General features: G+C 61.4%; 17 protein-coding genes. 8 read left to right on the top strand and 9 right to left on the bottom strand.

The window, feature by feature from the left end; genetic code table 11:
* The first annotated feature begins 107 nt into the window (after nucleotides 1-107).
* On the top strand, nucleotides 108-1,385 hold the full coding sequence (locus tag NKG60_RS04410; RefSeq protein ID WP_352661932.1) for a VpsF family polysaccharide biosynthesis protein: 1,278 nt from the start codon (nucleotides 108-110) through the stop codon (nucleotides 1,383-1,385).
* 18 nt (nucleotides 1,386-1,403) lie between these two features.
* Here the strand turns inward: NKG60_RS04410 and NKG60_RS04405 are convergent, their stop codons facing one another.
* Complete coding sequence (locus tag NKG60_RS04405) at nucleotides 1,404-2,846, bottom strand: glucosamine inositolphosphorylceramide transferase family protein (protein ID WP_352661929.1); 1,443 nt, start codon at nucleotides 2,844-2,846, stop codon at nucleotides 1,404-1,406.
* A gap of 201 nt (nucleotides 2,847-3,047) precedes the next feature.
* On the opposite strand from NKG60_RS04405, the gene wecB reads away from it, so the two are divergent.
* Genes wecB through NKG60_RS04390 form a run of 3 tightly spaced genes read left to right on the top strand, consistent with a single transcriptional unit; the run spans nucleotide 3,048 to nucleotide 6,326 of the window.
* Nucleotides 3,048-4,202: a non-hydrolyzing UDP-N-acetylglucosamine 2-epimerase gene (gene wecB, locus NKG60_RS04400; RefSeq protein ID WP_352661926.1), complete on the top strand. Its 1,155-nt coding sequence runs from the start codon at nucleotides 3,048-3,050 to the stop codon at nucleotides 4,200-4,202.
* A complete protein-coding gene (gene wecC / locus NKG60_RS04395) occupies nucleotides 4,195-5,526 on the top strand; it encodes a UDP-N-acetyl-D-mannosamine dehydrogenase (protein ID WP_352974193.1) in 1,332 nt (443 codons plus the stop codon). Before wecB ends, wecC begins: the two co-directional genes overlap by 8 nt.
* Nucleotides 5,523-6,326 (top strand): WecB/TagA/CpsF family glycosyltransferase, encoded by an 804-nt coding sequence (locus tag NKG60_RS04390; RefSeq protein WP_352661923.1) that lies wholly within the window; start codon nucleotides 5,523-5,525, stop codon nucleotides 6,324-6,326. The genes wecC and NKG60_RS04390 overlap by 4 nt, the downstream gene beginning before the upstream one ends.
* A gap of 44 nt (nucleotides 6,327-6,370) precedes the next feature.
* On the opposite strand, the gene NKG60_RS04385 is transcribed toward NKG60_RS04390, so the two are convergent.
* On the bottom strand, nucleotides 6,371-7,810 hold the full coding sequence (locus NKG60_RS04385; RefSeq protein ID WP_352661920.1) for a lipopolysaccharide biosynthesis protein: 1,440 nt from the start codon (nucleotides 7,808-7,810) through the stop codon (nucleotides 6,371-6,373).
* Between the two features lie 169 nt (nucleotides 7,811-7,979).
* Here NKG60_RS04385 and NKG60_RS04380 point away from each other — a divergent pair, with 169 nt between their 5' ends.
* Entirely contained in the window at nucleotides 7,980-9,098 is a 1,119-nt protein-coding gene (locus NKG60_RS04380) for a glycosyltransferase family 4 protein (RefSeq protein WP_352661917.1), read from the top strand.
* Here NKG60_RS04380 and asnB read toward each other — a convergent pair.
* Together asnB and NKG60_RS04370 are read right to left on the bottom strand one after the other, a co-directional pair.
* Nucleotides 9,072-10,997, bottom strand: coding sequence for an asparagine synthase (glutamine-hydrolyzing) (gene asnB / locus NKG60_RS04375; RefSeq protein ID WP_352661914.1), 1,926 nt, complete (start codon nucleotides 10,995-10,997; stop codon nucleotides 9,072-9,074). The genes NKG60_RS04380 and asnB overlap by 27 nt on opposite strands.
* Nucleotides 10,998-11,163: 166 nt before the next feature.
* Nucleotides 11,164-12,405, bottom strand: a complete 1,242-nt coding sequence (locus tag NKG60_RS04370; RefSeq protein WP_352661911.1) for a glycoside hydrolase family 5 protein — start codon at nucleotides 12,403-12,405, stop codon at nucleotides 11,164-11,166.
* Between the two features lie 116 nt (nucleotides 12,406-12,521).
* Here NKG60_RS04370 and NKG60_RS04365 point away from each other — a divergent pair, with 116 nt between their 5' ends.
* The 3 genes from NKG60_RS04365 to NKG60_RS04355 all read left to right on the top strand — a co-directional run bounded on the left by NKG60_RS04365 (nucleotide 12,522) and on the right by NKG60_RS04355 (nucleotide 16,848).
* On the top strand, nucleotides 12,522-14,450 hold the full coding sequence (locus NKG60_RS04365; RefSeq protein WP_352865950.1) for a heparinase II/III family protein: 1,929 nt from the start codon (nucleotides 12,522-12,524) through the stop codon (nucleotides 14,448-14,450).
* A gap of 236 nt (nucleotides 14,451-14,686) precedes the next feature.
* Nucleotides 14,687-15,682 (top strand): sterol desaturase family protein, encoded by a 996-nt coding sequence (locus NKG60_RS04360; protein ID WP_352865948.1) that lies wholly within the window; start codon nucleotides 14,687-14,689, stop codon nucleotides 15,680-15,682.
* Nucleotides 15,679-16,848, top strand: coding sequence for a GNAT family N-acetyltransferase (locus NKG60_RS04355; RefSeq protein WP_352661902.1), 1,170 nt, complete (start codon nucleotides 15,679-15,681; stop codon nucleotides 16,846-16,848). Before NKG60_RS04360 ends, NKG60_RS04355 begins: the two co-directional genes overlap by 4 nt.
* A 19-nt stretch (nucleotides 16,849-16,867) precedes the next feature.
* On the opposite strand, the gene NKG60_RS04350 is transcribed toward NKG60_RS04355, so the two are convergent.
* From NKG60_RS04350 to NKG60_RS04330, 5 genes are all read right to left on the bottom strand, one after another.
* Nucleotides 16,868-17,179, bottom strand: a complete 312-nt coding sequence (locus NKG60_RS04350) for a UBP-type zinc finger domain-containing protein (protein ID WP_352661899.1) — start codon at nucleotides 17,177-17,179, stop codon at nucleotides 16,868-16,870.
* Complete coding sequence (locus NKG60_RS04345; RefSeq protein WP_352974190.1) at nucleotides 17,176-18,867, bottom strand: FAD-dependent oxidoreductase; 1,692 nt, start codon at nucleotides 18,865-18,867, stop codon at nucleotides 17,176-17,178. The genes NKG60_RS04350 and NKG60_RS04345 overlap by 4 nt, the downstream gene beginning before the upstream one ends.
* Nucleotides 18,868-19,228: 361 nt before the next feature.
* A complete protein-coding gene (locus NKG60_RS04340; protein WP_352661893.1) occupies nucleotides 19,229-20,155 on the bottom strand; it encodes an NADP-dependent oxidoreductase in 927 nt (308 codons plus the stop codon).
* 114 nt (nucleotides 20,156-20,269) lie between these two features.
* Nucleotides 20,270-20,707 (bottom strand): CBS domain-containing protein, encoded by a 438-nt coding sequence (locus NKG60_RS04335; protein ID WP_352662389.1) that lies wholly within the window; start codon nucleotides 20,705-20,707, stop codon nucleotides 20,270-20,272.
* 507 nt (nucleotides 20,708-21,214) lie between these two features.
* Nucleotides 21,215-22,090: an AraC family ligand binding domain-containing protein gene (locus NKG60_RS04330; protein ID WP_502912294.1), complete on the bottom strand. Its 876-nt coding sequence runs from the start codon at nucleotides 22,088-22,090 to the stop codon at nucleotides 21,215-21,217.
* Nucleotides 22,091-22,206: the final 116 nt, after the last annotated feature.

Genomic DNA, 22,206 nt, shown 5'->3' with positions numbered 1-22,206 from the left:
TTTCCAAGTTGGCCCATTTTACTGTTCATACACCCCGTCCGTCCGGCGGACGTTGAAGGGATTTCGTTGCCCAGAATGCCGTTCGAATATCGCCATTTGGATGGGCCATGAGCTATCCCGCTGCCGCTTCGGAACGAGTGTTGTCCAGCCGAGCGCGCCGTCAGAACGCGCTGTCGCTGCTGTTTTTCCTGTGCGCGGCGTTCGCGCTCCTGCTTCGCTTTACGGTGTCGCCGCAGGTGATGAACATGGTCGTCGACTATACGGCCCAGGGAGGCTCGTTCTACGAAAAGCTGCATTTCGGCACCTATGCGATCATCCTGCTGCTTCCTGTCGTTCTTTTCAGCCGACCGTTTCTGCTGCACGGCGATGAAATTGGAATATTCAAGGCGTTGATCCGCTATTCGGTGCTGATGTTCGCGCTGGTGCCTTATCTGTTCGTTACCGGCCGTGCGGGCTCCTCCGGCTTCATCATCGATACCTATCTGGTGGCCGGCGCCACAGGCCTGTTGATGCTGGCATTGAATGCAGAGGTGCGGCGGGCGTTGGGAGACGTCGTGCTTGGAATGGCGGTCCTGAGCGCTGTCATCGGCACCATCGAGGCGGTGACTCAACATCGGTTGTTGCCCTATGGCTTGAACGAACTGCAATTCAGGCCAACTGGCCTGTCGTCCCATCCGCTGGCACTGGGCGCGCTCTGCGCCACAAGCATTGGATTCGTGCCGCTGACGCACTGGCGCATCTGGATGCGGGTGATGGCGATCTTCCTGTTATTCATCGGTTGCGCTGCGTCAGGCGCTCGCGCTGCGCTGATGCTCGCCACGGCGGAAATCCTCATTCTGCTACTGTTCGTGCCCTGGCCGGGCCTATCGCTCAAATACGAGCGGCAGGCCAAATTTTTCGTACTGATGTTCACCGTCGCCGGTGGCGCGGTGCTCGTAGCTGTACTGTTTGCGGGCGGTCTGCTGAATCGATTCAGCAACACCATCTTCGACGAAAACTTCATGGCCCGGGTGACCATTTACCAGGTATTCGGACTAGTCAGCTGGAACGACATCCTGTTCGGCATGAACGTTGACGACCTGCTGGCGATCGTCAGGCAGAAGCTGCATCTGCCCTACATCGAAAGCGCGCCTGTGGTAATTATCTTGCTCTTCGGCCTGCCCATAGCCCTGCTGTTTACAGCGCTGATATTCTGGTTTGTCTTCCGGCTGCTGCGCGGGGCGCCGCTGCCCGCATGGATCGGCACCATAACGTTCTTGCTTGCCGCGCTGTCGAACAACGCGCTTTCGTCAAAAACGCCGGACATGACGATCATCGTGGTGTTGCTGCTTGCCTACAGGGACCAGTCTTCGGTCGCTGCATTGAAGCCGACTGAGATCCGTTAAGCCCGGACCCCAAACCGGTCAGCCGGCGCTATCCACAACCTCGACACGGCCCGCGCGATTGAGCGTGTGAATGCCGGACCGAGCCCATGCCGGCCCGGGATCGATTGGCTGGGGCAGTTCGAAACGGACGTCGAAATTATCAAGCCGATCCAGTCGCATCAAGCCCAGACCACCGCCATAGGCTCTCAAGCCGTTTTGCACCGGTAGCAGCAAAGCGTCGCCCTGGCGGATAAAAGCGCCGCCCGGTCGAGTGGCGGAGTGATCGACTGCGACCGGATTGAGCGCGTGCGCAGCCCAGGGCCCACGCAGCGCCGGAGCGGAATAGACGGCCATCGTGTCGGACGCGCTGCCGTGACCGAACCGCTCGGTCCCCAACAGCCAGAAGCGGCCGTCGGATTCGAGCAGCGTAGCGTCGTTGAAATCCCTGTCCGTCATCAGCACCGTATCGCGCACCCAGTGATCCGGAAACTGCACCGCACGGTAGAGCACCAGTTCTCGCGCCGCAGCGCTTTCAGGGATCATGAAAATCTCGCCGGAGTGAGCGAACACCTGCGGATATGACAGGTGATGCGCTTCCTCCAGCACCAGTTTCGGCACGCTGAAAGTGCCGTCGGTGCTAAGTTCGGCGACAGAAATCACGCCGCGGCCGGTGGCGTAGGGAAACTCCTCGACAAAAAGATAGTGACGGCCGTCGCGCTCGAGAACGAACGGGTCGGCGTAGAATCGCTGCCCGTCATCGGCAAGCACGGTGAACGGCTTGCCATCCAGCTGTCCGGTTTCGGCGACACCTGGACCGTCGATCAGCCGGTAAGCGACCTGCCAATAGAAGGGGCGCCGGCCACGTCGCAGTTTTTGCACGGCGCGGTCGAGCAATCCCCTGCCGAAAAAGGGCAGATAATACCTGACAAAACCGCCTTTCTTCAGGGGCGGCGCCGGGCTCTCGGCAATCGGCGCAAGTTTGCCCGTCGAAAAGCGGGCGACACATTGGGCAATCAGGGAGATGGCGCCGGCGAGCAGGTCATTGCTGGTTCGGGACAGCCAGAGCCGATCGCTGATCATCGGCCGCGCCCTGGCGACGGCAACGCCGTCGAGGCGCGCGGTGAGTTCTGGCAAACGCCCGCTCGCCAGCATCTCGGTCATGCCCGCGGCAAAGCTGCTATGGCCGCAAAATTCGAGCGTCAGGACAGGCGTGCCCCGTCGTGCGGCGGTAGCGGTGAGATCGACTATAAGATCGACTGGACCGGTATCGCCTGACGGCAGCGGCCCGGAACGGCTTGCCAGTGAGGGGCCGAAGCGCCGGCCCTCGAGCGCCAGCACATTATCCATCCCGCGCGCATTGGGTTCAGGCGCCGCCGCGCGGCAACTCGAAACCGCATGTCCAGCCGCACTCAACCGCGCCAGAAGCTCATTCTCCCAGCGCCGGGATGCGTCGGCGTGGCCGATGATTAAAATATTAGTCAATCCAATATATTCTTTTTCAAGACTACCGCCATAGACTACTTGTCAGCCCAACCTTTCACAAGAGTTAAGCCGGGAGAACGCGGCCTTGGTTATTAATCATATATTAAGAATTGAGATCACGAAGGCGCTTCCCGGCGCTATTATGGCTCTTGCGGGCAATAGTCGGCATGTCCCGAAGGCTGCAGGCAACCAGGATCAGCAATGAACGTCCTTTCACGTCCAAAACTGCCCTCCAGGCAGAAACTGCTGATCGTGTTCGGCACGAGGCCGGAGGCACTCAAATGCTTTCCAGTGGCGCGCGCCGCCCTTGCTCATCCAGGCTTCATCACCGAAATATGCATCACCGCCCAGCATCGTGAAATGGTCGACCAGGTTGTCGAGCTGACCGGTCTGCCTGTGCACCACGATCTCAACATCATGCAACCCGGCCAGTCGCTGTTCGACGTGACCTCGCGCGTGCTCCTGGGCATGGCCGAGGTGCTGGACAAGGCGAAGCCCGATATCGTCATGGTGCAGGGCGACACCACCACGGCAATGGCCGCGGCCCTGGCTGCCTTCTACAAGCGTATCCCGGTCGCTCATGTCGAAGCAGGATTGCGCAGCCACAACATCAACTCGCCGTTTCCTGAAGAACTGAACCGCAAGATTGCCGGCGACATCGCCACCTGGCATTTTGCGCCGACCGTTCAGGCACGCGACAATCTCATCGCCGAAGGAAAGGCCGAAAGCACCATCTTCGTGACCGGTAACACGGTGATCGACACGCTGTTGCATTTTTCAAGCGCGATCGATGCCGACAGGCTGATGAACGCGAAGCTCGCTGCCCGCTTCCCCTTCCTCGACCCTTCCAAGAAAATGATCCTCGTCACCGGCCATCGCCGCGAGAATTTCGACGGCGGCATCCAGCGCATCTGTACGGCGTTGAAGGGATTGGCGGCGCGCGGAGACGTGCAGATCGTCTACCCTGTCCATCCAAACCCCAATGTGCGCTCGGTGGTCAACGCAGAGCTGGAAGGCGTGCCGAACGTCCATCTGGTCGAGCCGCAGGACTATCTACCGTTCCTGTACCTGCAGAAGCAGAGCTATCTGGTGCTTACCGATAGCGGCGGCGTGCAGGAAGAAGCGCCTTCGCTCGGCAAGCCGGTGCTGGTGATGCGCGAAAATACCGAGCGACCCGAGGGGATCGTGGCCGGCACCGCCCGTCTTGTCGGCACCGATGTCGAGAAAATCCTGTTAAACGCCAATCGCCTGCTCGACGATCAGGCTGCCTATCGCGGCATGGCGGAACGACACAACCCATATGGCGATGGCCGGGCCAGTAACCGGATTGTTGAGGAACTGCTGCACCATGGCTGAAATCAAAACCGTTTCCGTAATCGGCATGGGCTATATCGGCCTGCCGACCTGCGCCATTTTCGCCAGCCGCGGGCTCAACGTCATTGGCGTCGATGTCAACGGAGCGGTGGTCGAGAAGGTCAATCGCGGCGAAATCCACATCGTCGAGCCGGACCTTGACGGTCTGATCCAGAAGGTCGTGGCGAACGGCAAGCTCACGGCCTACAGCACGCCGCAGCCGGCGGACGCCTATATCATCGCCGTGCCGACCCCGATGACCCACGATCATAAGCCGGACGTGACCTACGTGCTCGCGGCGGCACGAAGCATCGCCCCGGTGCTGAAGCGGGGAGACCTTGTGGTGTTGGAATCGACGTCGCCGGTGGGAACCACGCGTATCATGACCGGCCTGCTTGCCGAGTTGCGGCCCGATCTCAAATTTCCTGTCCAGCATGGCGAAGACGCCGATGTGCTGGTTGCCTATTCGCCCGAGCGCGTGCTGCCGGGAAAGGTGCTGACCGAGCTGATCAACAACGATCGCTCGATCGGCGGATTGTCCCGCAAATCGTCGGAACGGACCGCGGCACTCTATTCGACCTTCGTCACCGGCGACCTGTTCATGACAACGGCCGAAAGTGCTGAGCTGGTGAAATTGACTGAGAACGCGTTCCGCGACGTCAATATCGCCTTTGCCAACGAGCTTGCCGCAGTATGTCAGGATCTCTCGCTCAACGTATGGGAAGTGATCGACCTCGCCAATCGGCACCCTCGCGTGAATATCCTTCAGCCGAGTCCGGGCGTTGGCGGTCACTGCATTGCGGTTGATCCATATTTTATCATCGACGCTGCACCCAACAGCACACGGCTGATGGCTTCGGCACGCCGGATCAATTCCGAGCGGCCCATGTCGGTGGTCAGGGATATCGAGGCCTTGCTCGACCCCTCCCGCAAACAGACGATCGCCTGTCTTGGCCTCAGCTTCAAAGCCAACATCGACGATTTGCGCGAGAGCCCGGCCGTCGAGGTGGTGAAGCTTCTGTCCGATATCCCGAATGTGAAGATCATTGCGGCTGAACCCAACACAAATGCGCTGCCGCATGAGCTCGAGGGCAGGGGCATCGTGTTCACCGACGCACTTTCGGCCATCGACAAATCCGATATCGTCGTCCTCCTGGTCGACCATCGGCAGTTCAATCTGGTCGACCCCGAGGCGCTCAAGGACAAGAAGCTCGTCGATACGAGGGGCCTGTGGACGTGGCGCAAGGCACGCAAGCCGGACGCCCGCATCGAAGGCAAGAAACCAGAGGTCGCACAAGTGACGCTTGCAAGGGAGCAGGCCGCATGAACGCGCACGCCCCGGCATGGGCGCAGCATTCCCTGTTGGCGTCACGGCGCCGGGAGTTCCTTGGCGCACCTATCCATGCGCTGACCATGGCAGAGACGCTGGCCATCGCCGACGAGGCGATGACCCTGCGGCGGCCGCTGCATCATGTGGTCGTGAACGTCGCCAAGCTGGTGACCATGCGCCAGAATGCCGAACTACGCGAGGACGTGGCCGGGGCGGACGTTGTCAATGTCGACGGCATCGGCGTGCTTTGGGGTGCACGTCTGTGCGGTGTCGCGCTGCCCGAGCGGGTGGCGGGCGTCGACATCATGATCAATCTGCTAAGCCTCTGCGCAAAGCGTGGATTTAGGCCGTATCTGCTGGGGGCCGAACAGCACGTTCTCGACGCGGTTGTAGCGAGACTTGCCAAAGACCATCCGAGTCTCAGTATAGCGGGAATGCGCAACGGCTATTTCAAGCCGGAGGACGAGGCCGGGATCGTCGCGGCGATCAACGCCTCGGACGCCGACTGCCTGCTGGTGGCCATGCCGACACCGCGCAAGGAACGCTTTCTCAAACGCTACCGCGGTGAACTCGCCTCAAGCTTCGTGATGGGCGTGGGCGGCAGTTTCGACGTCTATGGCGGCAAGGTTGCCCGTGCGCCGAAGCTGATACAAGCGGCCGGCCTGGAGTGGCTGTTCCGCGTCGTCCAGGAGCCGCGACGCTTGTGGCGCCGCTACTATGACACCAACACTGCCTATGCCGGGCTGCTGTGCCGGGAGTTCTGGGAGCGTCGCTGGCGCCGAAACGCCGGTTTATAAGTTCGCTTTCCCACAAATAGGGCCGTTGGCCTTGGACTTCGGCCCTACGCGATCCGTAGCCGCGCGCGCAGCTGGGCGACGAATTGCGTCGCTGCCACAGGGTGGAACAACGAGGTCAGCCCGAAGAAAACCGCAGCACCGGCAGTGCCGCCGGCGACAAGCGAGAAGATCGCCGGCAAGTCGCCCACCACCATGCTGGCAAGCTTGGCGGCCAGCCCCGTGCTGAGCGAGATGATCACCGAAACACCGATGTCGCGCCACGGCACCGGCACCGGTGTGAGCCGCTCGCTGATGATAATGCAGGTTATGGAGCCCACCACCGAGCCGCCCGCTAGCGCCAAAGCGGCGCCGATCTCCGCCATCGGGGGAATCAACAGCAGGGACAATGCGATTGTTGCCACCGAACCGAAGAGATTGGCGATGATCAGCAGCCACGGCCGCTTGTGCGCGTGCACCACGACGCCATAGACGAAGCTGGTGAGGTTGGCGCACAGCACGCTGAAGGCAATGATCGGAAACAGCAGGCCAAAGCGGCCGTGGTATTGCGAAGGCAGCATGAGCGCGGTGATATCGCTGCTGAGCGCGACCAGCATCGCTGCAATCGGCAGGCAAAGCCGCATCATCAGCGCCATCAGTTGCGACAGCAGCCGGCCCGACGCCGCGGGCCCATCCTCGTCGAACCGGCTGACCACCTCCGGAAAGGCGCCCATGTTGATGGCGTTGGCGACCATGTCGATCGGCTGGCGGGCCAGCGCATAGGCTGCTGCGAAGATCGCCACAGCGCTGGCATCGTAATAGATCTTGAGGAACAGACGCTCCGCGCTGTTGAGCCCGAAGCCAACCAGCGCCATGATGATCAGCGGTACACCGAGCGCAAAGAAGTCCCTGTGGGTGAAACGCGGCGGACCGGTAACGAGCCGTCGCGATGCCATGATGCCCGCCACGATGCCGGCAATCAAGGCGCCGAGGCTCGAGCCCAGCGATACCGTCAGAAAGCTATCCTGGAAGACAAGGATGGCGCCGATCGGCAATGCGAGTTGCAGCAGGGCACGCAGGGCTTCTAGCATCGAATAGACCGAATGGCGCTGCTGCATCTGCAGCACCGTCAACGCGAAGCGGCTGATGGATCCGGCGACCAGATAGCCGCAGACCGCGATCGCGAACTCGACCCAGCGTTCCGGCACGATCACCGCCGACGCGCCTACCGATATGACCAGCGCCAGGGCCGTAGTGGCAAGCAACACCTGCCCGGCCAGCATCAGGCTGCCGCGGCTGACTTCGCCCTTGCCCCCAAGCCTGAGCAAGGCGATGCGCAGCCAGTTGGTGACGGCAATGTCGGTCATTTCACCGACGGTCACCACCAAGGTGAGCAGGCCGTACTCGGTCTGGTCGATCAGACGCGTCACGACGACCAGCAGGAGCAGCGCTGAAATTCGCGTCAGCAGGATCGCCGGGGCATAAATGAGCGTGGAACGAAGCAGCAAGGGCGTGTCCCTGGAAAACTCACCTTCGACTAGCCGCCGACTGGCGGAAAATCCAGCGCGATGACGGCGAAGGGTGAACAGATTCAGTTTGAACTAAAAGATTTGCCGTAAACCTTATCGGGAACGTTTGCTTTGCAGTTACCCGGTCTGTGTTATTTAGAGTACCATCATGTTGCAGCGCCTCATATCCGATCGAAAAATACATGTCCTGGTCGCGACGCCGTCGGGCGTTTCGGGGCAGGGCGGCATCGACCGCATCATGGGGGCGCTGAAGCAGGAGTTCGAACGGCAAGAAATCGCCGACATCGATGTGTGCTTCCTTGCCAGTCGTGGCCCGGGGCATGTCGGACTTTCGATCTTCTATATGCTCGGCTTTTGCTTACGGATGCTTAAGGCGCGTCTGGCTGGACGCGCCGATGTCATTCATATCAACATCTCAGTTTCCGGCAGCACCTACCGCAAGATGGTGATCGCCGCCTGTGCACGGCTGCTGTCGATACCTTATGTCCTGCATTTGCACGGGGCGCAGTATCAGACATTCTGGAAAGCCGACCGCGGTTTCGTAAGCCGCCGTATCAAAGCTCTGTTCGAGCATGCCGATCGGGTGATCGTCTTGGGCAGGCTTTGGCGCGATTTCGTCGCCAGCCGGGCGCCGGGCGCTGCCGGCAATATCGTGATCGTGCCCAATGCGACCGAAGTCCCGTCGCTGGCGCATGTCGGCGGCGGCGACCATGTGCATATCCTGTTCCTGGGCCGGATCGGCGACCGCAAGGGCGTACCGCAATTGCTGGAGGCACTGCACCGCATGAGCCCTGCCAAGAATTGGCGCGCGACGATTGCCGGCGATGGCGAAGTCGAGGCGGCTCGGACAAAATCAGCCGCGCTGGGGATTGCAGACCGGATCGCCTTTCCGGGTTGGGTGGGACCTGACGATGTCGCATCGCTGATTTCTTCGGCCGATATTCTGGTTCTTCCCTCCTTCGCCGAAAATCTGCCGATGTCGGTGATCGAAGGCATGGCAGCCGGTTTGGCGGTGGTGGCGACCCCGGTTGGCGCCGTCGAAGACATAATCACCGACGGGCAATCCGGGCTGCTGGTGCCGCCAGGCGATGTTACAGCGTTGACCGAGGCGCTGAGCCGCCTTGCGGAAAACCCGGCACTGAGGGCAAGGCTTGGTGCCGGTGCCATGGCCGTGCATCGGGAACGGCTTGAACTCGCCCCGTTTGTCGGCGCAATCTGCGATGTTTGGCGGTCGGCGGCGTCAAGCCGTCAACCGGTCAAGCGCTGAGGCCGACGATCGCGGCGGCGCTTCCAGCCTGAATTCGCGGTGGAATATCTCCAAATTCAACAGCGCCCATATCAGCTTTTCGTGGTCGGCGGCACGCGTGGTGTGTTCCGAGACGATTTGATCAAGCTGCTTCGGACTCAGATAGCTGCGAATGACGGAGTGAGGCGAGCAAAGATGGTCATGCACGTAGTTCCTCATCGATCCGCGAAACCATTCGGCGACCGGTACCTTGAACCCGACCTTGCGGCGGCTGAGAATTTCCTCCGGGAGGATATTGGCCATGCTGTCGCGCAGGATCTGCTTGCTGTGCAACCAACCCAGCCTGTAGCGATCGGGCAATTTGCTGACGAATGAAACCAGGTCGCGATCGAGGAACGGCATTCTTCCTTCGATTGAACCGGCCATCATCATGTGGTCGCCTCGTTCCAGGAGATTGTCGGGCAGCCACGATGTCTGATCGAAAAACAGCACGCGGCGAAGATGGGAAGCCGTGGCGCTTGACGAGAACGGAAAGTCGTTGCGCTCATAACGGCGATTTGCGGACGCACCGATCAGCCAAGCGCGCTGCTGCGCCGAAACGGCTCCAAACCAGGAGACCATCCGGGCGGCAAAGTCCCTGTCGCCCGCGGTGCGGGCAAACGTATCGACCTTGGCCGACGCGCCCGGCATGGCGCGTACCAAAGGGGAAAGGACGTTGTCGTGCAGCGAGGCTGGAACAAGCGACTGGTAGATCCCGGCCAGTGATTCCGCGCGATGCTTGGGATAGCCGCCGAGAATCTCGTCGGCTCCTTCTCCGCTGAGCACCATCTTGACGTCCTGGGAGGCGCGCTCCGACATCAGGTAAATTGGAATATCGCTGCTTTGCGAAACAGGTGCGCCGCGTTGGCGAACCATCGCCGGCAGGTGATCCATCAGATCGCCTGGCTGGATGACAAGTTCGCAATGATCGGTCTTGAAATGATCCGCAACGCGCCGGGCGAATGCAAGTTCGCTATAGGCTGCGTCGTCGAACCCGACGGAAAACGTGCGAATAGGTGTGGCGCTGTGCCTCGCCATCAGGGCGACGATAGCCGAGGAGTCGAGTCCTCCGGAGAGGAAGGCCCCAAAAGGTGCGTCGCTGCGCATCCTGATCTCGACGGAATGGTCGAGCAGTTCCAGAAATCGCCGCTTGGCGGTTTTTCCGTCGATTCGCTCGGTCAGGGCCGCCTGGTCCGGAGGCGTATAGTAGCGCGTTTCCTTGACTACCCCTTGCGACCAAACAGCATAGCTTCCGGGATTGAGCTTGCGGATCTGTTTAAAAAGCGTGCGTGGTCCCGGCACATAACGCCAGCTCAGATACTCGTGCACGGCATCCAGATCGAGTTGCTGCGCATCTTGCTGCGACGACAACAATGCGCTGATCTCCGAGGCAAACAGCAGCAGTTTTTCGCTTTGCATGAGGTAAAGCGGCTTTTCCCCGAAAGGATCCCGGGCGAGGATCAATTCCTGCCTCTGAGCATCCCAGAGTGCAAAGGCGAACATGCCGCTCAGCCGGTCGAACATGGACAAGTGCCATTGATCGTAGGCTCGGAGCAGCACCTCGGTATCGGAGCGCGTTCGAAAATGATGGCCAAGGCCGATCAGTTCCTGGCGAAGCTCGATGTAGTTATATATCTCGCCGTTGAAAATTATTTTGAGACGACCGTCCTCAATCTGCATCGGTTGATTCGACTCAGGCGCCAAGTCAATAATCGCCAGGCGGCGATGGACCAATGCCAGTTGTTGCTCGCCGGTATTCAGGTCCAATATCTCGGTGCCTTCGGCATCGGGACCGCGATGCCGCAATGCGTTTGACATTCTGGCGGCCTGCTCTTGTGGATTATCGGCCCTTCGACCGATCCATCCGGCAATTCCACACATTGTTCCCCCTAGGCGCGCATTCCTCCACTCCAGTACAACAAATGTGTTAAACACTTCGTGCCAACACAACCCAACCGGGAGAAAGCTGCAACAGGCCCGTTCCTCGATCGGGCCCGGCGGTCAGGGGTTGCCACCGGCTGTTCGCTGGTGAGGGGACTGGCGGCACTTATGGCAGGCCCAATGCCTGCAGCATCTCCGGGTCGGGTACCGGGGCGCCATCGGCCGGGATGAGGCTCATCCCATAGGGATTGGAGAACTCCCAGACAGACCATGGGATCGCAAAGCGTTCGGACTCTCGGCGCACTGCCTTGAGATAGCGCGAACGGTCGGCCTCGAAAGCGCCCATGCGGCCGTCCGCGGACATGAGGATAGCACCGAATTCGCCCATGAAGAGCCGCCGGCTGGGAATGCCATGGGCTTCAGCCCAGTCGACAGCCTGGCGAAAGCTCGCCTCCAGTTGGCTCTGGCCCCAGTTCTGCTCGAAATATTTCGCGATTGCTTGGCGCTCGGTGGCCATGTTCATCATCTGCTCGACTCTGCTCAAGCCGGCAGCTTCCATCCGTGCTCTAAGGGTTTCGGTCACCACTTCGGGTGTACTGCTGTCGGCCGGCCAGGGAAGTCCCGAAGCAAAGCTGATTGTGTCATCGGGCCGCTGGTGAGTGAAGCTGTGCGGCTCATACATATGGAAGCTGTAATAGAGGTTTGGGTCATCAAAGCCGGGGCTGAGGTTGACCAATCCGGCAATGCTGCCGCCGCAGGCGCCGGTTGCAACGATGGTAAGTTCGCTGCTGACCGCTCGAATGTCGTGGACGGTCCCTGCCATGATCCGTTGCCAGTCATCGCTGCCGCTCGCATCGCAAGGGTAGTATGCGGGCTCGTTGTAAGGTTCGAGGGCGACTTTGTCGGTGCCTATCTTGACCAGCATGGCGGCGACCGCCACAACCATTTGACGATAGCGGGCGACACCCTCGCTGTCGGCGCCGCCATAGATCATCTCCATGCTGTAGTCTGGAACCTGAGTGACGCCATGCAGGTCGAAAACCACCTTGAGGCCAGTCGACGTGATCCGCTCGACGGCGGCGGCAAGTATGTCCAGCGCCTGCTGCCGCTTGGCGTCCCCGCTGGCAAGCAGCGGGCCGGGATCGACGCTCAGCCGGACGAAGTCGAAGCCCATCGATCGGATGTGGGCAAACACCTCCCCGGCCGGCCAGTCGGTGAGCGGCCTGCTTTCCGCAAGCCACTCCTTTTCGCTGCGATAGGGCGGCCAAACGTAGGTTCCATCTTTGTCCACCGGCGACCAGTTGAGCCACTGATGCACGCCAACGCCGCGCTTGAGAGGGATGGGCGCTGCGTCGGCAGCCACAAGCAAGGCGAGCACCCAGGCAACAACATACACCGCTTTTTGCATCGCTCCCTCCGCATGCTCGCGGGAGATATTAACCGCAACGAACGGGAAAGAAGATTGCCGGCCCGCAGCTTTTCGACGGCATGGTATACAAGGACCGAAACGTTGACGGGGCGTGCATGAGAATCGGCTGGTACATCAACCGATTGCGCAGCATGGGACCGGCCGAGGTGTTGCACCGGCTGGGCGAGCAACGTCGAAGGATCGCGTCGCGCCGCCGCGATGATGGGTGGGAGCGCTATCCATCGCCGCAGTTGCACCCAGTGCTGCCCGGATTTCGCCATGCTGCGCTGGCAGCGACCGACGCTCAACGGCAAGCCATAGCGGCGGCCGCGCAAGAGATACTTCACGGCCGGTTTTCGGCACTCGGGCGGACATGGCCAAAGCGTGAGCCAGATCTTTTGTTTCCTGCTGAGCTTTGGCGTCTTGATCCGGTGACCGGCAGGCTTTGGCCTGGCCCCGAGGCTCATACCTTCGATATCGATTTTCGCGATGGCGGCGACCTTGGCGATATAAAATATGCCTGGGAGATCAACCGGCTGCAGCAATTGCCAGTACTGGCTGCATACCTGCTCCTCAGCGAGGACAATCGATCCCGGAATGCCATCGAGGCGGCAATCGGCAGCTGGCATTCCGCCAATCCGCCGTTCCGAGGCATTGGCTGGGCTTCCGGCATCGAAGTAGCGCTGCGAGCCATCAGCCTGATCATCACCCTGGACCTTATCGGTGACCGGCTTGACCCGGCGACGCTGCGGAAAGCTGGTGAGATACTCGCGGCAAGCTCCTATTGGCTGCCGCGGTTTCCGTCGCGATATTCCTCCGCCAACAACCATCTTGTCGCAGAGTTGGCTGGCGAATATCTGGTTGGCCTGGCGCTCGGGGCCGAATCCGAAATTGCCCGCAGCGCCCTTTTGAATGAGACGCACAAGCAGATTCTTGCCGACGGCGCCGGTGCCGAGCAAACGCCGACCTATGCAGCTTTCAGCGCCGAACTCATCTTGCTGTGCGCCGCCGCGGCACGCCAGGCGGGAATGCCGTTTCCCTCGGCCGTCGAAGCGCGTCTGGGCGCCTTCGCCAATTTCGTCGGCTGGCTGCCACAGAAAGCCGCCCGCTTCGGCGACGACGATGAGGGCCATGTGCTGAAGCTGGGCGACGAGCCGAACTATATCCGATCGGTCGCGGCCGCCATCCACGGCTTACTGGGGACGCCGGGCAACGCGCCGGAGCCCGACGATTTTCGTTCGCTTTTCTTTGGTGCGCCGTCGGGCCCGACGCCCGCGGCGCATGGCTTGCAGACGTTCACGCAAGGCGGGCTCTCCGTCTGGCGCGGAGCAATGAATGGCCGCAATATCGAACTGACGTTCGACCATGGACCGCTCGGCTATCTCTCGATAGCGGCCCACGGCCATGCCGACGCGCTGTCGCTCACCCTGTGCATCGACGGTGAGCCGGTGCTGGTCGATCCCGGCACCTGGCTCTACGGTTCGGGAGGCGCATGGCGCGACTGGTTCCGCTCCACACCGGCGCACAACACGCTGAACATCGAGGGCAAGAGCCAAAGCACCATCGCTGGAAGTTTCAACTGGTCGCACAAGGCAGTCGCAGCGCTGGTGGAGAGCAAGCCGGGGACGCACTGGAGGCTGAGCGCCCGGCATGACGGCTATAGAAGCCGCTTCGGCGTCGTGCATCAGCGCACCTTGGCACGCCAGACCGATGGCATCCTCATCACCGACCAACTGCTCGGCGGCAGGCGCCAGTCCGAGATCGTCTTCCAACTGGCCGCCGGCCTCCATGCCGACCGGCACGAAAACACGGTCACGGTGTTGCGCGACGACGAGGCGCTGTTGGCCATCCGCTTTCCCGATGCTGCGCTCGATATCGGCGCCGGCGGTGACATGCCAGGGCAAGGCGGTTGGGTTTCACTGCGTTTTGGCACCAGGCAGCAAGCCGAACGCCTCGCCTGGCACGGCGAAGTGGGCGAAGCCGGGATCAATATCCATCTTGCCCCAATTCATCAGCCGCAATGGCAAAAACCGTCGCCAACGTAGAGTTGCCGGGCGAGTTCCAGCCGTATTCGACATTAATTACGTTTGGACATTTAGCGGTTTCGTTACCGTTGATCTGCTAGTCTCGCACCATCCAGCCTGCTTTGCCCGCTGCGTCCGCAACAGCCACTGGTTGCAGGCGGCGTAGCGGGTTTGGCGGGATTTTGTGCTTTGCTATTCGCCAGATCGCCTTCTTGCGACCCCAGACTGCCTTCTTACGACCAGGAGCCGCTGCAACGATGTTTCCCGAATTTGCCCGAGCGATTGTGGAAAAGCTTTCGAACGTCAATCTGACCACGCTCGGCCTGCTTCTCCTCACCGCTCTGGGCAGCGCGGTGATCGCCTACTGGCGAACTGCCGAACATAAGTCCCTCAGGGACTTTTTCGACTTCGCCTTCCCACAGGAAGTCATCCTGCACCCGTCGGCGCGAGCCGACGCCCTGTTCTGGATCACGAAACGGGCGATAATGCCTTTCCTGCTTATTCCTGCCGGCGTCACCTTCGTCGTCGCGGTGGGCTATGGCACACGCGAGGCAATTGGCTGGTTCCTTAACATCCACGCGCCGCTTCTAGGCGGCCCGGCGGGACCAGTGACGATCGTCATCTTCACCGCAACCATGTTGGTCGCCTATGATATTTCATACTACCTCTACCACGTCGCCCAGCACCGTTTCCCGTTCCTGTGGGAATTGCACAAGGTACATCATTCGGCCGAAGTGATGGTGGGGATCACCAAGGACCGGGTTCATCCGCTGGACGATCTGATGAACCGTATGTGGGATGGCGTCATCCCGGGCATCTGCTTCGGTATCTGGAGCCTGATCGCACTCGATCCGGTAGAGGTCGCTATCTTCGGCATCAACGTCTACGTCATCCGCAACATCCTGATGATGGACTTTGTTCGCCATACGCATCTCAAAATATCGTTCGGCCCGTTGAACAACATCATCCTGTGTCCGCACTGGCACCAGGTGCATCACAGCATCGACCCGCGTCACTACGATAAGAATTTCGGCCTGCTTTTTTCGTTCTGGGATCGTCTGTTCGGAACGCAATTTGTCCCGGAGCCGGATGAAGACCTGAAATTTGGCCTGGTCGATCGCGATGTGCGCGATTACCAGTCGCTCTTTGGGCTCTACATCCTGCCGCTCAAGAAGATGGCAAGGCATGTCATGCGACTGTTTCACAGACGGCCCAATGTGGTCGCGCAGCCACAGGACAGTTCTCCTTCATGAACACCGCTGTTTCCATCGACGTCCTAGGCGCGGAGCGCCTGGAAATCGTCCGTTCGGCGGATCGCCTGGCTGCGGTCGAAGCCGCTTGGATGGAGCTTTGGCATCGTACCGACGGGCTGATCTTTCAAAGCCATCCCTGGATTTCGGCATGGTGGAGTACCGTACAACGCCGTGACCAGCGCGCGTTGCGGATCGGCCTGGTCTGGAAGGGCGAGAGACTCGTCGCTGTCGTTCCGCTGGCGATCGGCAGGCGCAGGGGGCTGCGGTTTCTCGAATGGGCGGCCGGCAGCTATACCGACTATGGGGATATTCTCGTCGCTCCGGAATGCTCGTTGTCGGCGCTGCAGGAGCTATGGACCCAACTCTGCGATGCAGGTGGCTTCGATCTGGCCTTGATCAGTCGTCTCTCGCCGGATGCGGCGGCCCGCAAAATTTTCACGCCGGGAGCTTCCGCCGGCATCAGGCTCCGTCACTTTCACCGAACGGAAGTCAGCTATCGCGTTGCCGGACAATGGGAAAGCGGAGCGGCATGGTTGGCGGACCAGTCGAAAAAGACGCGCCAGAACTATCGGCGCGGCATCAAAGCGCTGGAAGAAACCGGAGAGGTGAGATTTCGCCTGCTTGCGCCCGACGAGCCGCTGCAACCGGTACTGGAACGCCTCGCGGCCTTGAAGCGGAAATGGCTGACCGAGCGCATGCGTGAGTCAGACCTCTTCGAAGAGGGCGTGCCGGTACTCGCCGCGCTCGTCGATGCGCTGGCGCGCGCCGGCGTGCTGCATATCTTCGTCCTCGAATGCAATGGCGTGATGGTCGCTGTGTCGATCAACTTCGTTCAGCACGACGTGATGATGGCCTTCGTGACGACGTTCGATCCGGATTTCGGCCGGGCGTCGCCGGGTGTGATCCTGTTGATGGATTACGTGAAGTGGTCAATCGATCACGGCTTGAGCACTGTCGATTTCCTCTGTGGCGCAGAGTCGTTCAAACACAAATTCTCGACGCAGGCGGTTACGCTGGAATCCGTCATCGGGACGCGCACGGCACAGGGTGTGCTTGCATCTCTTGCCGATCGTGTCCTTCAGACCGTCAGGCACATGCGCGAGCGTTCATCGGCAGCACCAGAGGGACGTGGTACGCCCACTCAAGCCGAAGCAGCCTTGGATTAGCGGCCCGCTCGCAAAAAGCTCAAATGAAGCCCGGTATCGGACCGTTTTGCGGCGTGGTGCGGTCGCCGAGGTCGAGGAAGATCTCGTCGATGTAGCACCACCCCCAGCCTTCCGGCGGATCGTAGCCTTCGATGACAGGATGGCCGGTTGCCCGAAAATGCTTGGTGGCATGGCGGTTGGGCGAGTCGTCGCAGCAGCCGACATGGCCGCATGTGCGGCAGAGCCGCAGATGCACCCACTGCGAACCGCTCTTCAGGCATTCCTCGCAACCGAGCGCGCTCGGGGTCACGTCGCGAATATCCCCGACGTGCCTGCATTCGTCTGCCATCATACGCTCCTGATCAGTTGTGGCGCCACGGCGAGACTGCCGTTTCGCGCGAGATATGCATGCAGCGCCGCAACCACCTGGGCGCCTTCACCGACAGCAGCCGCGACGCGCTTGATCGAGCCCGAGCGCACGTCGCCGATCGCGAACACCCCGCCGCGGTTCGTCTCCAGCGCACCACGTTCCTGGCCAATATCCGGACCCGTGCGAACGAAGCCCTTCGCGTCCAACGCCACGCCGCATTGCGCCAGCCAATCGGTGTTGGGGTCGGCACCGATGAACAGGAAGAGGTGGCGGATTGGACGCGAAGTCTCGGTGTCGCGGTTGCGCCAGCGCACTTTGCCAAGATTGCCGTCGTCGCCTTCCAGCGCCGTGATCTGCGTCTCAGCCAGCACTTCGATGTTCGGCTGTGCCCTGACGCGCTCCACCAGATAACGCGACATGCTCGTATCCAGGCTGCTGCCGCGCGCCAGCAGCCATACCTTCTTCACATGCGCCGCCAGGTAGACGGCAGCCTGGCCAGCCGAATTGCCGGCGCCGACCAGGGCCACATCTTGTCCGGCGCAAAGCCGCGCTTCGATCGGCGAAGCCCAGTAATGCACGGAGGTTCCCTCGAATTGCGCCAGGTTTGCCATGTCAAGCCGGCGATAGCGCGCTCCGCTGGCGATCACCACCGACCGTGCCCGCACGGTCTCCCCGCTGCCGACAGCGAGCGTGTAATGGGCGCCGGACGTGTCGCTTGCACTGCCCAGCAGCTTCGCCTCGTCCGGTATCACCATCTCGACGCCGAATTTCTGCGCCTGATTGTAGGCGCGCGCCATCAGCGCCATCCCCGAAATGCCGGTCGGGAAACCGAGATAGTTCTCGATGCGCGAGGAGGCGCCCGCCTGTCCGCCAAAGGCACGGCAATCGAGCACGATCGTCGACAACCCTTCGGAAGCCGCATAGACGGCCGCCGCAAGGCCGGCCGGTCCGGCGCCGACAATGGCTACGTCGTACAGCTTGCTGGAGTCGATCGGCCTGGTGAGGCCGATGCAGCGGGCAAGCTCGTTCTCTCCGGGATTGAGCAGCAGCTTGCCGTTCGGACAGAGCACGATCGGCAAATGGTGGATATCGACATGGAAGCGTTCGATCAGCGTCCTGGCGCAGGGATCGGCAGCCGAATCGAGAACCCGGTGCGGCTGACCGCTGCGGGCCAGAAAACCTTGCAGCCGCAACACGTCGCCGCTGTCGACCGGTCCGACAATGATCGGTCCGGCTGTGCCGCTCTCGAGCAGGCCGACACGGCGCAGGATCAGCGCCCGCATGATGCGCTCGCCGAGGTTTGCTTCCTGTACCATCAGGTCCCGCAGCCTTTGTGAGGGGATGACGAGCGCCTCGACCGGCTCGATCGCCTCCACATCCACTAGTGAGGGCCGGGCTGAAAGCTGCGCCAACTCGCCGACGAAATTGCCCGCACCATGCGTGACGATTGTTTCGCGCCGGCCGAAGCTGCCGCCCTGGATAATATCCACCTTGCCGGACAGGACCACGATCAGACCGGGTGCCAGCTCGCCGGCTTTGACGATCCGTTCGCCTGTGGCATAGGACACGGCTTCGCCGAAACGGCCCATGCGGTCCAGGTCCGCCTCAGCCAGCGCTGGAAACATCTGATCGTGACGGGCAATGGAGATCGGACTAGCGGATTGAGACATGGTTCGAACCTATCGCCGGTGTCCGACGGTTTGAAGGGGTTTTTTGCGGCTTGCGGCCGGTAGAAACCTAGCCCGCCTGTCGGCAAACGCTGTGCCCTGCGCTTCGCAGTTAACTGACGGCGGCGCGTGCGACGATGTCGTCGCGACGTGCCTCACAATCCGTTGCATCTCCTTGATTTGTTTGATTTGCGCATCCCGGCAAACCCGGCGCATGCTGCTTCAGCCGGCACCCGTGTAAGCCGGCCAGGCCCGGCGCGCCGTCCTGTGTCAAACTCTCGGCCGCCGGGCTTCTGGGCTGCAGAAAACGGCCTGTGTCCGAGCACTCCGCAAACTGGCCTGCGGCCTGTTGTTCGGCGAGTGCTCAGGCGGCTACCTGAAGCACGATCTTGCCGCGCGTGTGCTGCTTTTCGAGCCGTTCCTCGGCCTTGGCGACTTCCTCGAGAGGATAGATTGCCTGCACGAACGGCCTGACCTTCCCGGCGTCGATGAGGCGGCTGATTTCGGCAAGCTGCGCCGCGTTCGGCTTGGTCAAATAGGAAACGCCGCGAGCCCGATGCAGGCGGGCCTTCTCCGCTGATGGTTCGGAAAGCGTTGAGACGAGCGTCCCGCCAGGCTTGAGCACGTCCCACGAGCGGTCCTGTGTTTCACCCCCTACCAGGTCGAAGACGAGGTCGACGTCCTCGACAACTTCCTCGAAGCGCTGGTTCTTGTAATCGACCGCCTGGTCGGCGCCAAGCGCGCGGACGAAATTGAAATCCTGCGCGGAAACGGTCGTCGCGACGAAGGCGCCCGCGGCCTTTGCAAACTGCACCGCCAGATGACCGACGCCGCCGGCGCCGCCATGGATGAGGACCCGGTGCCCGGATTTGAGGCCGCCGTGATCGAACAGGCCTTGCCACGCGGTAAGGCCCGCAAGCGGCACGGCGGCCGCTTCTGTGTGGCTTAAGCGTTGCGGCTTCGCCGCCGCCTCCGTTGCCTTGACGACGACATATTCGGCGTTGCCGCCGCGGTCGTTGCCGAGCATGGCATATAGCGGATCGCCCTTCTTCAGCGTATGGGCCCGCGTGCCGCACAGTTCCACCACGCCGGATACGTCGCGGCCGAGCGTGACGGGCAGATCCGCGCCCGAAGATCCCTCGCGAACCTTGTAGTCGACGGGATTGACGCTTGCCGCGTAGACCTTGAGCGTGACCTCGTCGTCATGCGGCTGAGGCAACGGAACCGCATCCAGCGAAAGAACCTCCGGTCCGCCAAAATCGTGGATACGGACGGCCTTCATAGTAATCATGGCTCGCTCCTCGTCGGGTTGCAGTCCAGTTTGCCTCTGAACAGTTTCGCCGGCAGGCCGGCGTCTATCCAGCCGGCGGTTCGGTCGTAGCAAAGGCCGGCCGGGGTTGCGCGGTCAGTGTATCGTTTGCGAATGCTCGCCGCCGGGTTGCGAGATGCCGCTTAGCGCTTCACCTGCTGTCGCCGTCTCGCTGTTGGTGGCGAGGTCGCCCAGCGAAACGATGCCGACGAGGCGCTTGTCGCGGTTTAGCACCGGCAACCGGCGCACTTTCAGGTCAGCCATGTTGCGCAGAACATCCTCCGCGTCTTCGTCTTCGAAGCAATACCTGACCTCGGTGCTCATCACTTCCCGTACCTTGGCGTCAGGTGTCTTGCCTTGGGCGACGCCACGGATTGCGATGTCGCGATCGGTTACCATGCCGACAAGCCGGTCGTTCTCGCCCACCGGCATCGCGCCGGCGTCGAGGCGCCCCATCATTTCTGCCGCATCGCGCAGGGTTTGCTGCGGATTGGCGATCTCGACGTCCTTTGTCATGCAGTTGCCAACTTTCATTTTGACCTCCGCTGGTTGCAGGCCCGCCGCCGAATTCCGTGATGGAAGGGTGAATGAGCGCCAGCGCAAAACGTTCCATGGCAGGACCCGTTTCGAGCGCTTCGCCGGAATCACCCTTGCCATCTTCCACCCGACCGCCCCTTCAGGCGGTCGGCCCGGGAAAGGTCGGTTCCGAAGGAATTTCGGAAGGCGTGCCAGGAGGAACTCCGATCGGCTCCTGGTCCGGCGTTGGAATTGGATCCGGCGAGGGAGGGGGTACGCCTGGAGGTTCTCCCGGCGGCGTCTCCGGCGGGGCAGGCGGCCGGGCCGGCTCAGGATTGGGATTGTCCGGCAGTGGATTCGGGTTGTTCGGATCGGGATTGTTCATCGATCACTCCCCTGACATCTGTGACTGATCTCCGCCAAGACTGGGTTGCCGCAGCGGCGATCAAGGCTCTCTTGTGCTAAACCAAGGGGGAGCAAAAGCGTTCCCGCACCCGATGCCAAGCGCGGTGCCAATCCATCGGGCTATCGGGCGGTTCCCAGGCTGGCATACATTCCGTTAGTGCGGAACTGCGTCGGGTTGATGCCGTAGAGGCGGCGGAAGACCTTCGAAAAATAATTGGCATCCTCGAAGCCGCACATGATGGCGACTTCCTTGACCGGCAGGAAATCGGCCTTCGTCAGCAACTTCGCCGCGCGCTGCAGTCGCTGCTGCAGCACGAATTCGGCGGGCGGAAGTCCCTCGCTCTCGGCGAAGCAGCGCGAGAAATGCGCGCGGCTCAGGCCGCTGATCTCGGCGAGATCGGCAACGCGGAGCGGCCTGTCGAGATTGGCCTTGATGTGATCGATGACCGGCTGCATGGCGCTCTTGTCGTCGGTGACGGCATGCGAGCCGAAGACATCGTCGTAGAGCGCCATGGCTGCTTCATAGGCGACGGCCGAGGCGGCTCCCGGCGAGACCGCGCCCGTGATCAGGCGCACGCTGCAATCGGCGAGATGATCGATCGTCGAGGGCTGCAGCCGCAGTACCGGACCGACGGCAGCAAGGATCGACTTGTGGATGCGCAGTGCCTCCTCGCCGTTCATCGATATCCAGAAGAACTCCCAGCGCTCGCCCCTGGCCAGCCAGTAACGGTGGTTGTGCGGCACGAGAACCAGCAAAGTGTCGCCCTTTTGCAGGCGGTAGTTCCGGTTCTCGTAGCGCAATCGACCGGTGCCGCTGATCGTATGCTGGAGCACGGTAAATGGCGTCTGGCCGCGCTTGCGCCCATCCCAGTCGTAGGCCTCGTTCTCGCGCACTTCATAGCCGGTGCTTGTCGGCATGGTGTGTAGGCGCTGGCGCCCGCGCGGCAGCGATACCGTCCTGCCCGCCGGGCCGATGTCGATCAAGTTCCGCAGCACAAAATTACCCCTAAAAGCATAATCCTTCTCTGGTCGCGTGCCGAATAAGGCGCATAATCCCTCGAGAAAAGCAAAAGAAACCGCGGTCAAAGAGCGGATGGGAGGAAGTGCCGGAT

Origin of the sequence: Mesorhizobium sp. M1428, assembly GCF_040317515.1 — a bacterium.
GTDB lineage: Bacteria > Pseudomonadota > Alphaproteobacteria > Rhizobiales > Rhizobiaceae > Mesorhizobium.
This window is presented reverse-complemented; position numbering and strand designations above follow the sequence as displayed.

Coding starts and splice junctions, on each gene's coding strand:
- NKG60_RS04390 (WP_352661923.1), top strand. CDS start 5,523: ATGAACGCGCACGCCCCGGCATGGGCGCAGCATTCCCTGTTGGCGTCA.
- NKG60_RS04370 (WP_352661911.1), bottom strand. CDS start 12,405: ATGCAAAAAGCGGTGTATGTTGTTGCCTGGGTGCTCGCCTTGCTTGTG.
- NKG60_RS04350 (WP_352661899.1), bottom strand. CDS start 17,179: ATGATGGCAGACGAATGCAGGCACGTCGGGGATATTCGCGACGTGACC.
- NKG60_RS04365 (WP_352865950.1), top strand. CDS start 12,522: ATGAGAATCGGCTGGTACATCAACCGATTGCGCAGCATGGGACCGGCC.
- wecC (WP_352974193.1), top strand. CDS start 4,195: ATGGCTGAAATCAAAACCGTTTCCGTAATCGGCATGGGCTATATCGGC.
- NKG60_RS04345 (WP_352974190.1), bottom strand. CDS start 18,867: ATGTCTCAATCCGCTAGTCCGATCTCCATTGCCCGTCACGATCAGATG.
- NKG60_RS04360 (WP_352865948.1), top strand. CDS start 14,687: ATGTTTCCCGAATTTGCCCGAGCGATTGTGGAAAAGCTTTCGAACGTC.
- NKG60_RS04410 (WP_352661932.1), top strand. CDS start 108: ATGAGCTATCCCGCTGCCGCTTCGGAACGAGTGTTGTCCAGCCGAGCG.
- asnB (WP_352661914.1), bottom strand. CDS start 10,997: ATGTGTGGAATTGCCGGATGGATCGGTCGAAGGGCCGATAATCCACAA.
- wecB (WP_352661926.1), top strand. CDS start 3,048: ATGAACGTCCTTTCACGTCCAAAACTGCCCTCCAGGCAGAAACTGCTG.
- NKG60_RS04340 (WP_352661893.1), bottom strand. CDS start 20,155: ATGATTACTATGAAGGCCGTCCGTATCCACGATTTTGGCGGACCGGAG.
- NKG60_RS04335 (WP_352662389.1), bottom strand. CDS start 20,707: ATGAAAGTTGGCAACTGCATGACAAAGGACGTCGAGATCGCCAATCCG.
- NKG60_RS04355 (WP_352661902.1), top strand. CDS start 15,679: ATGAACACCGCTGTTTCCATCGACGTCCTAGGCGCGGAGCGCCTGGAA.
- NKG60_RS04380 (WP_352661917.1), top strand. CDS start 7,980: ATGTTGCAGCGCCTCATATCCGATCGAAAAATACATGTCCTGGTCGCG.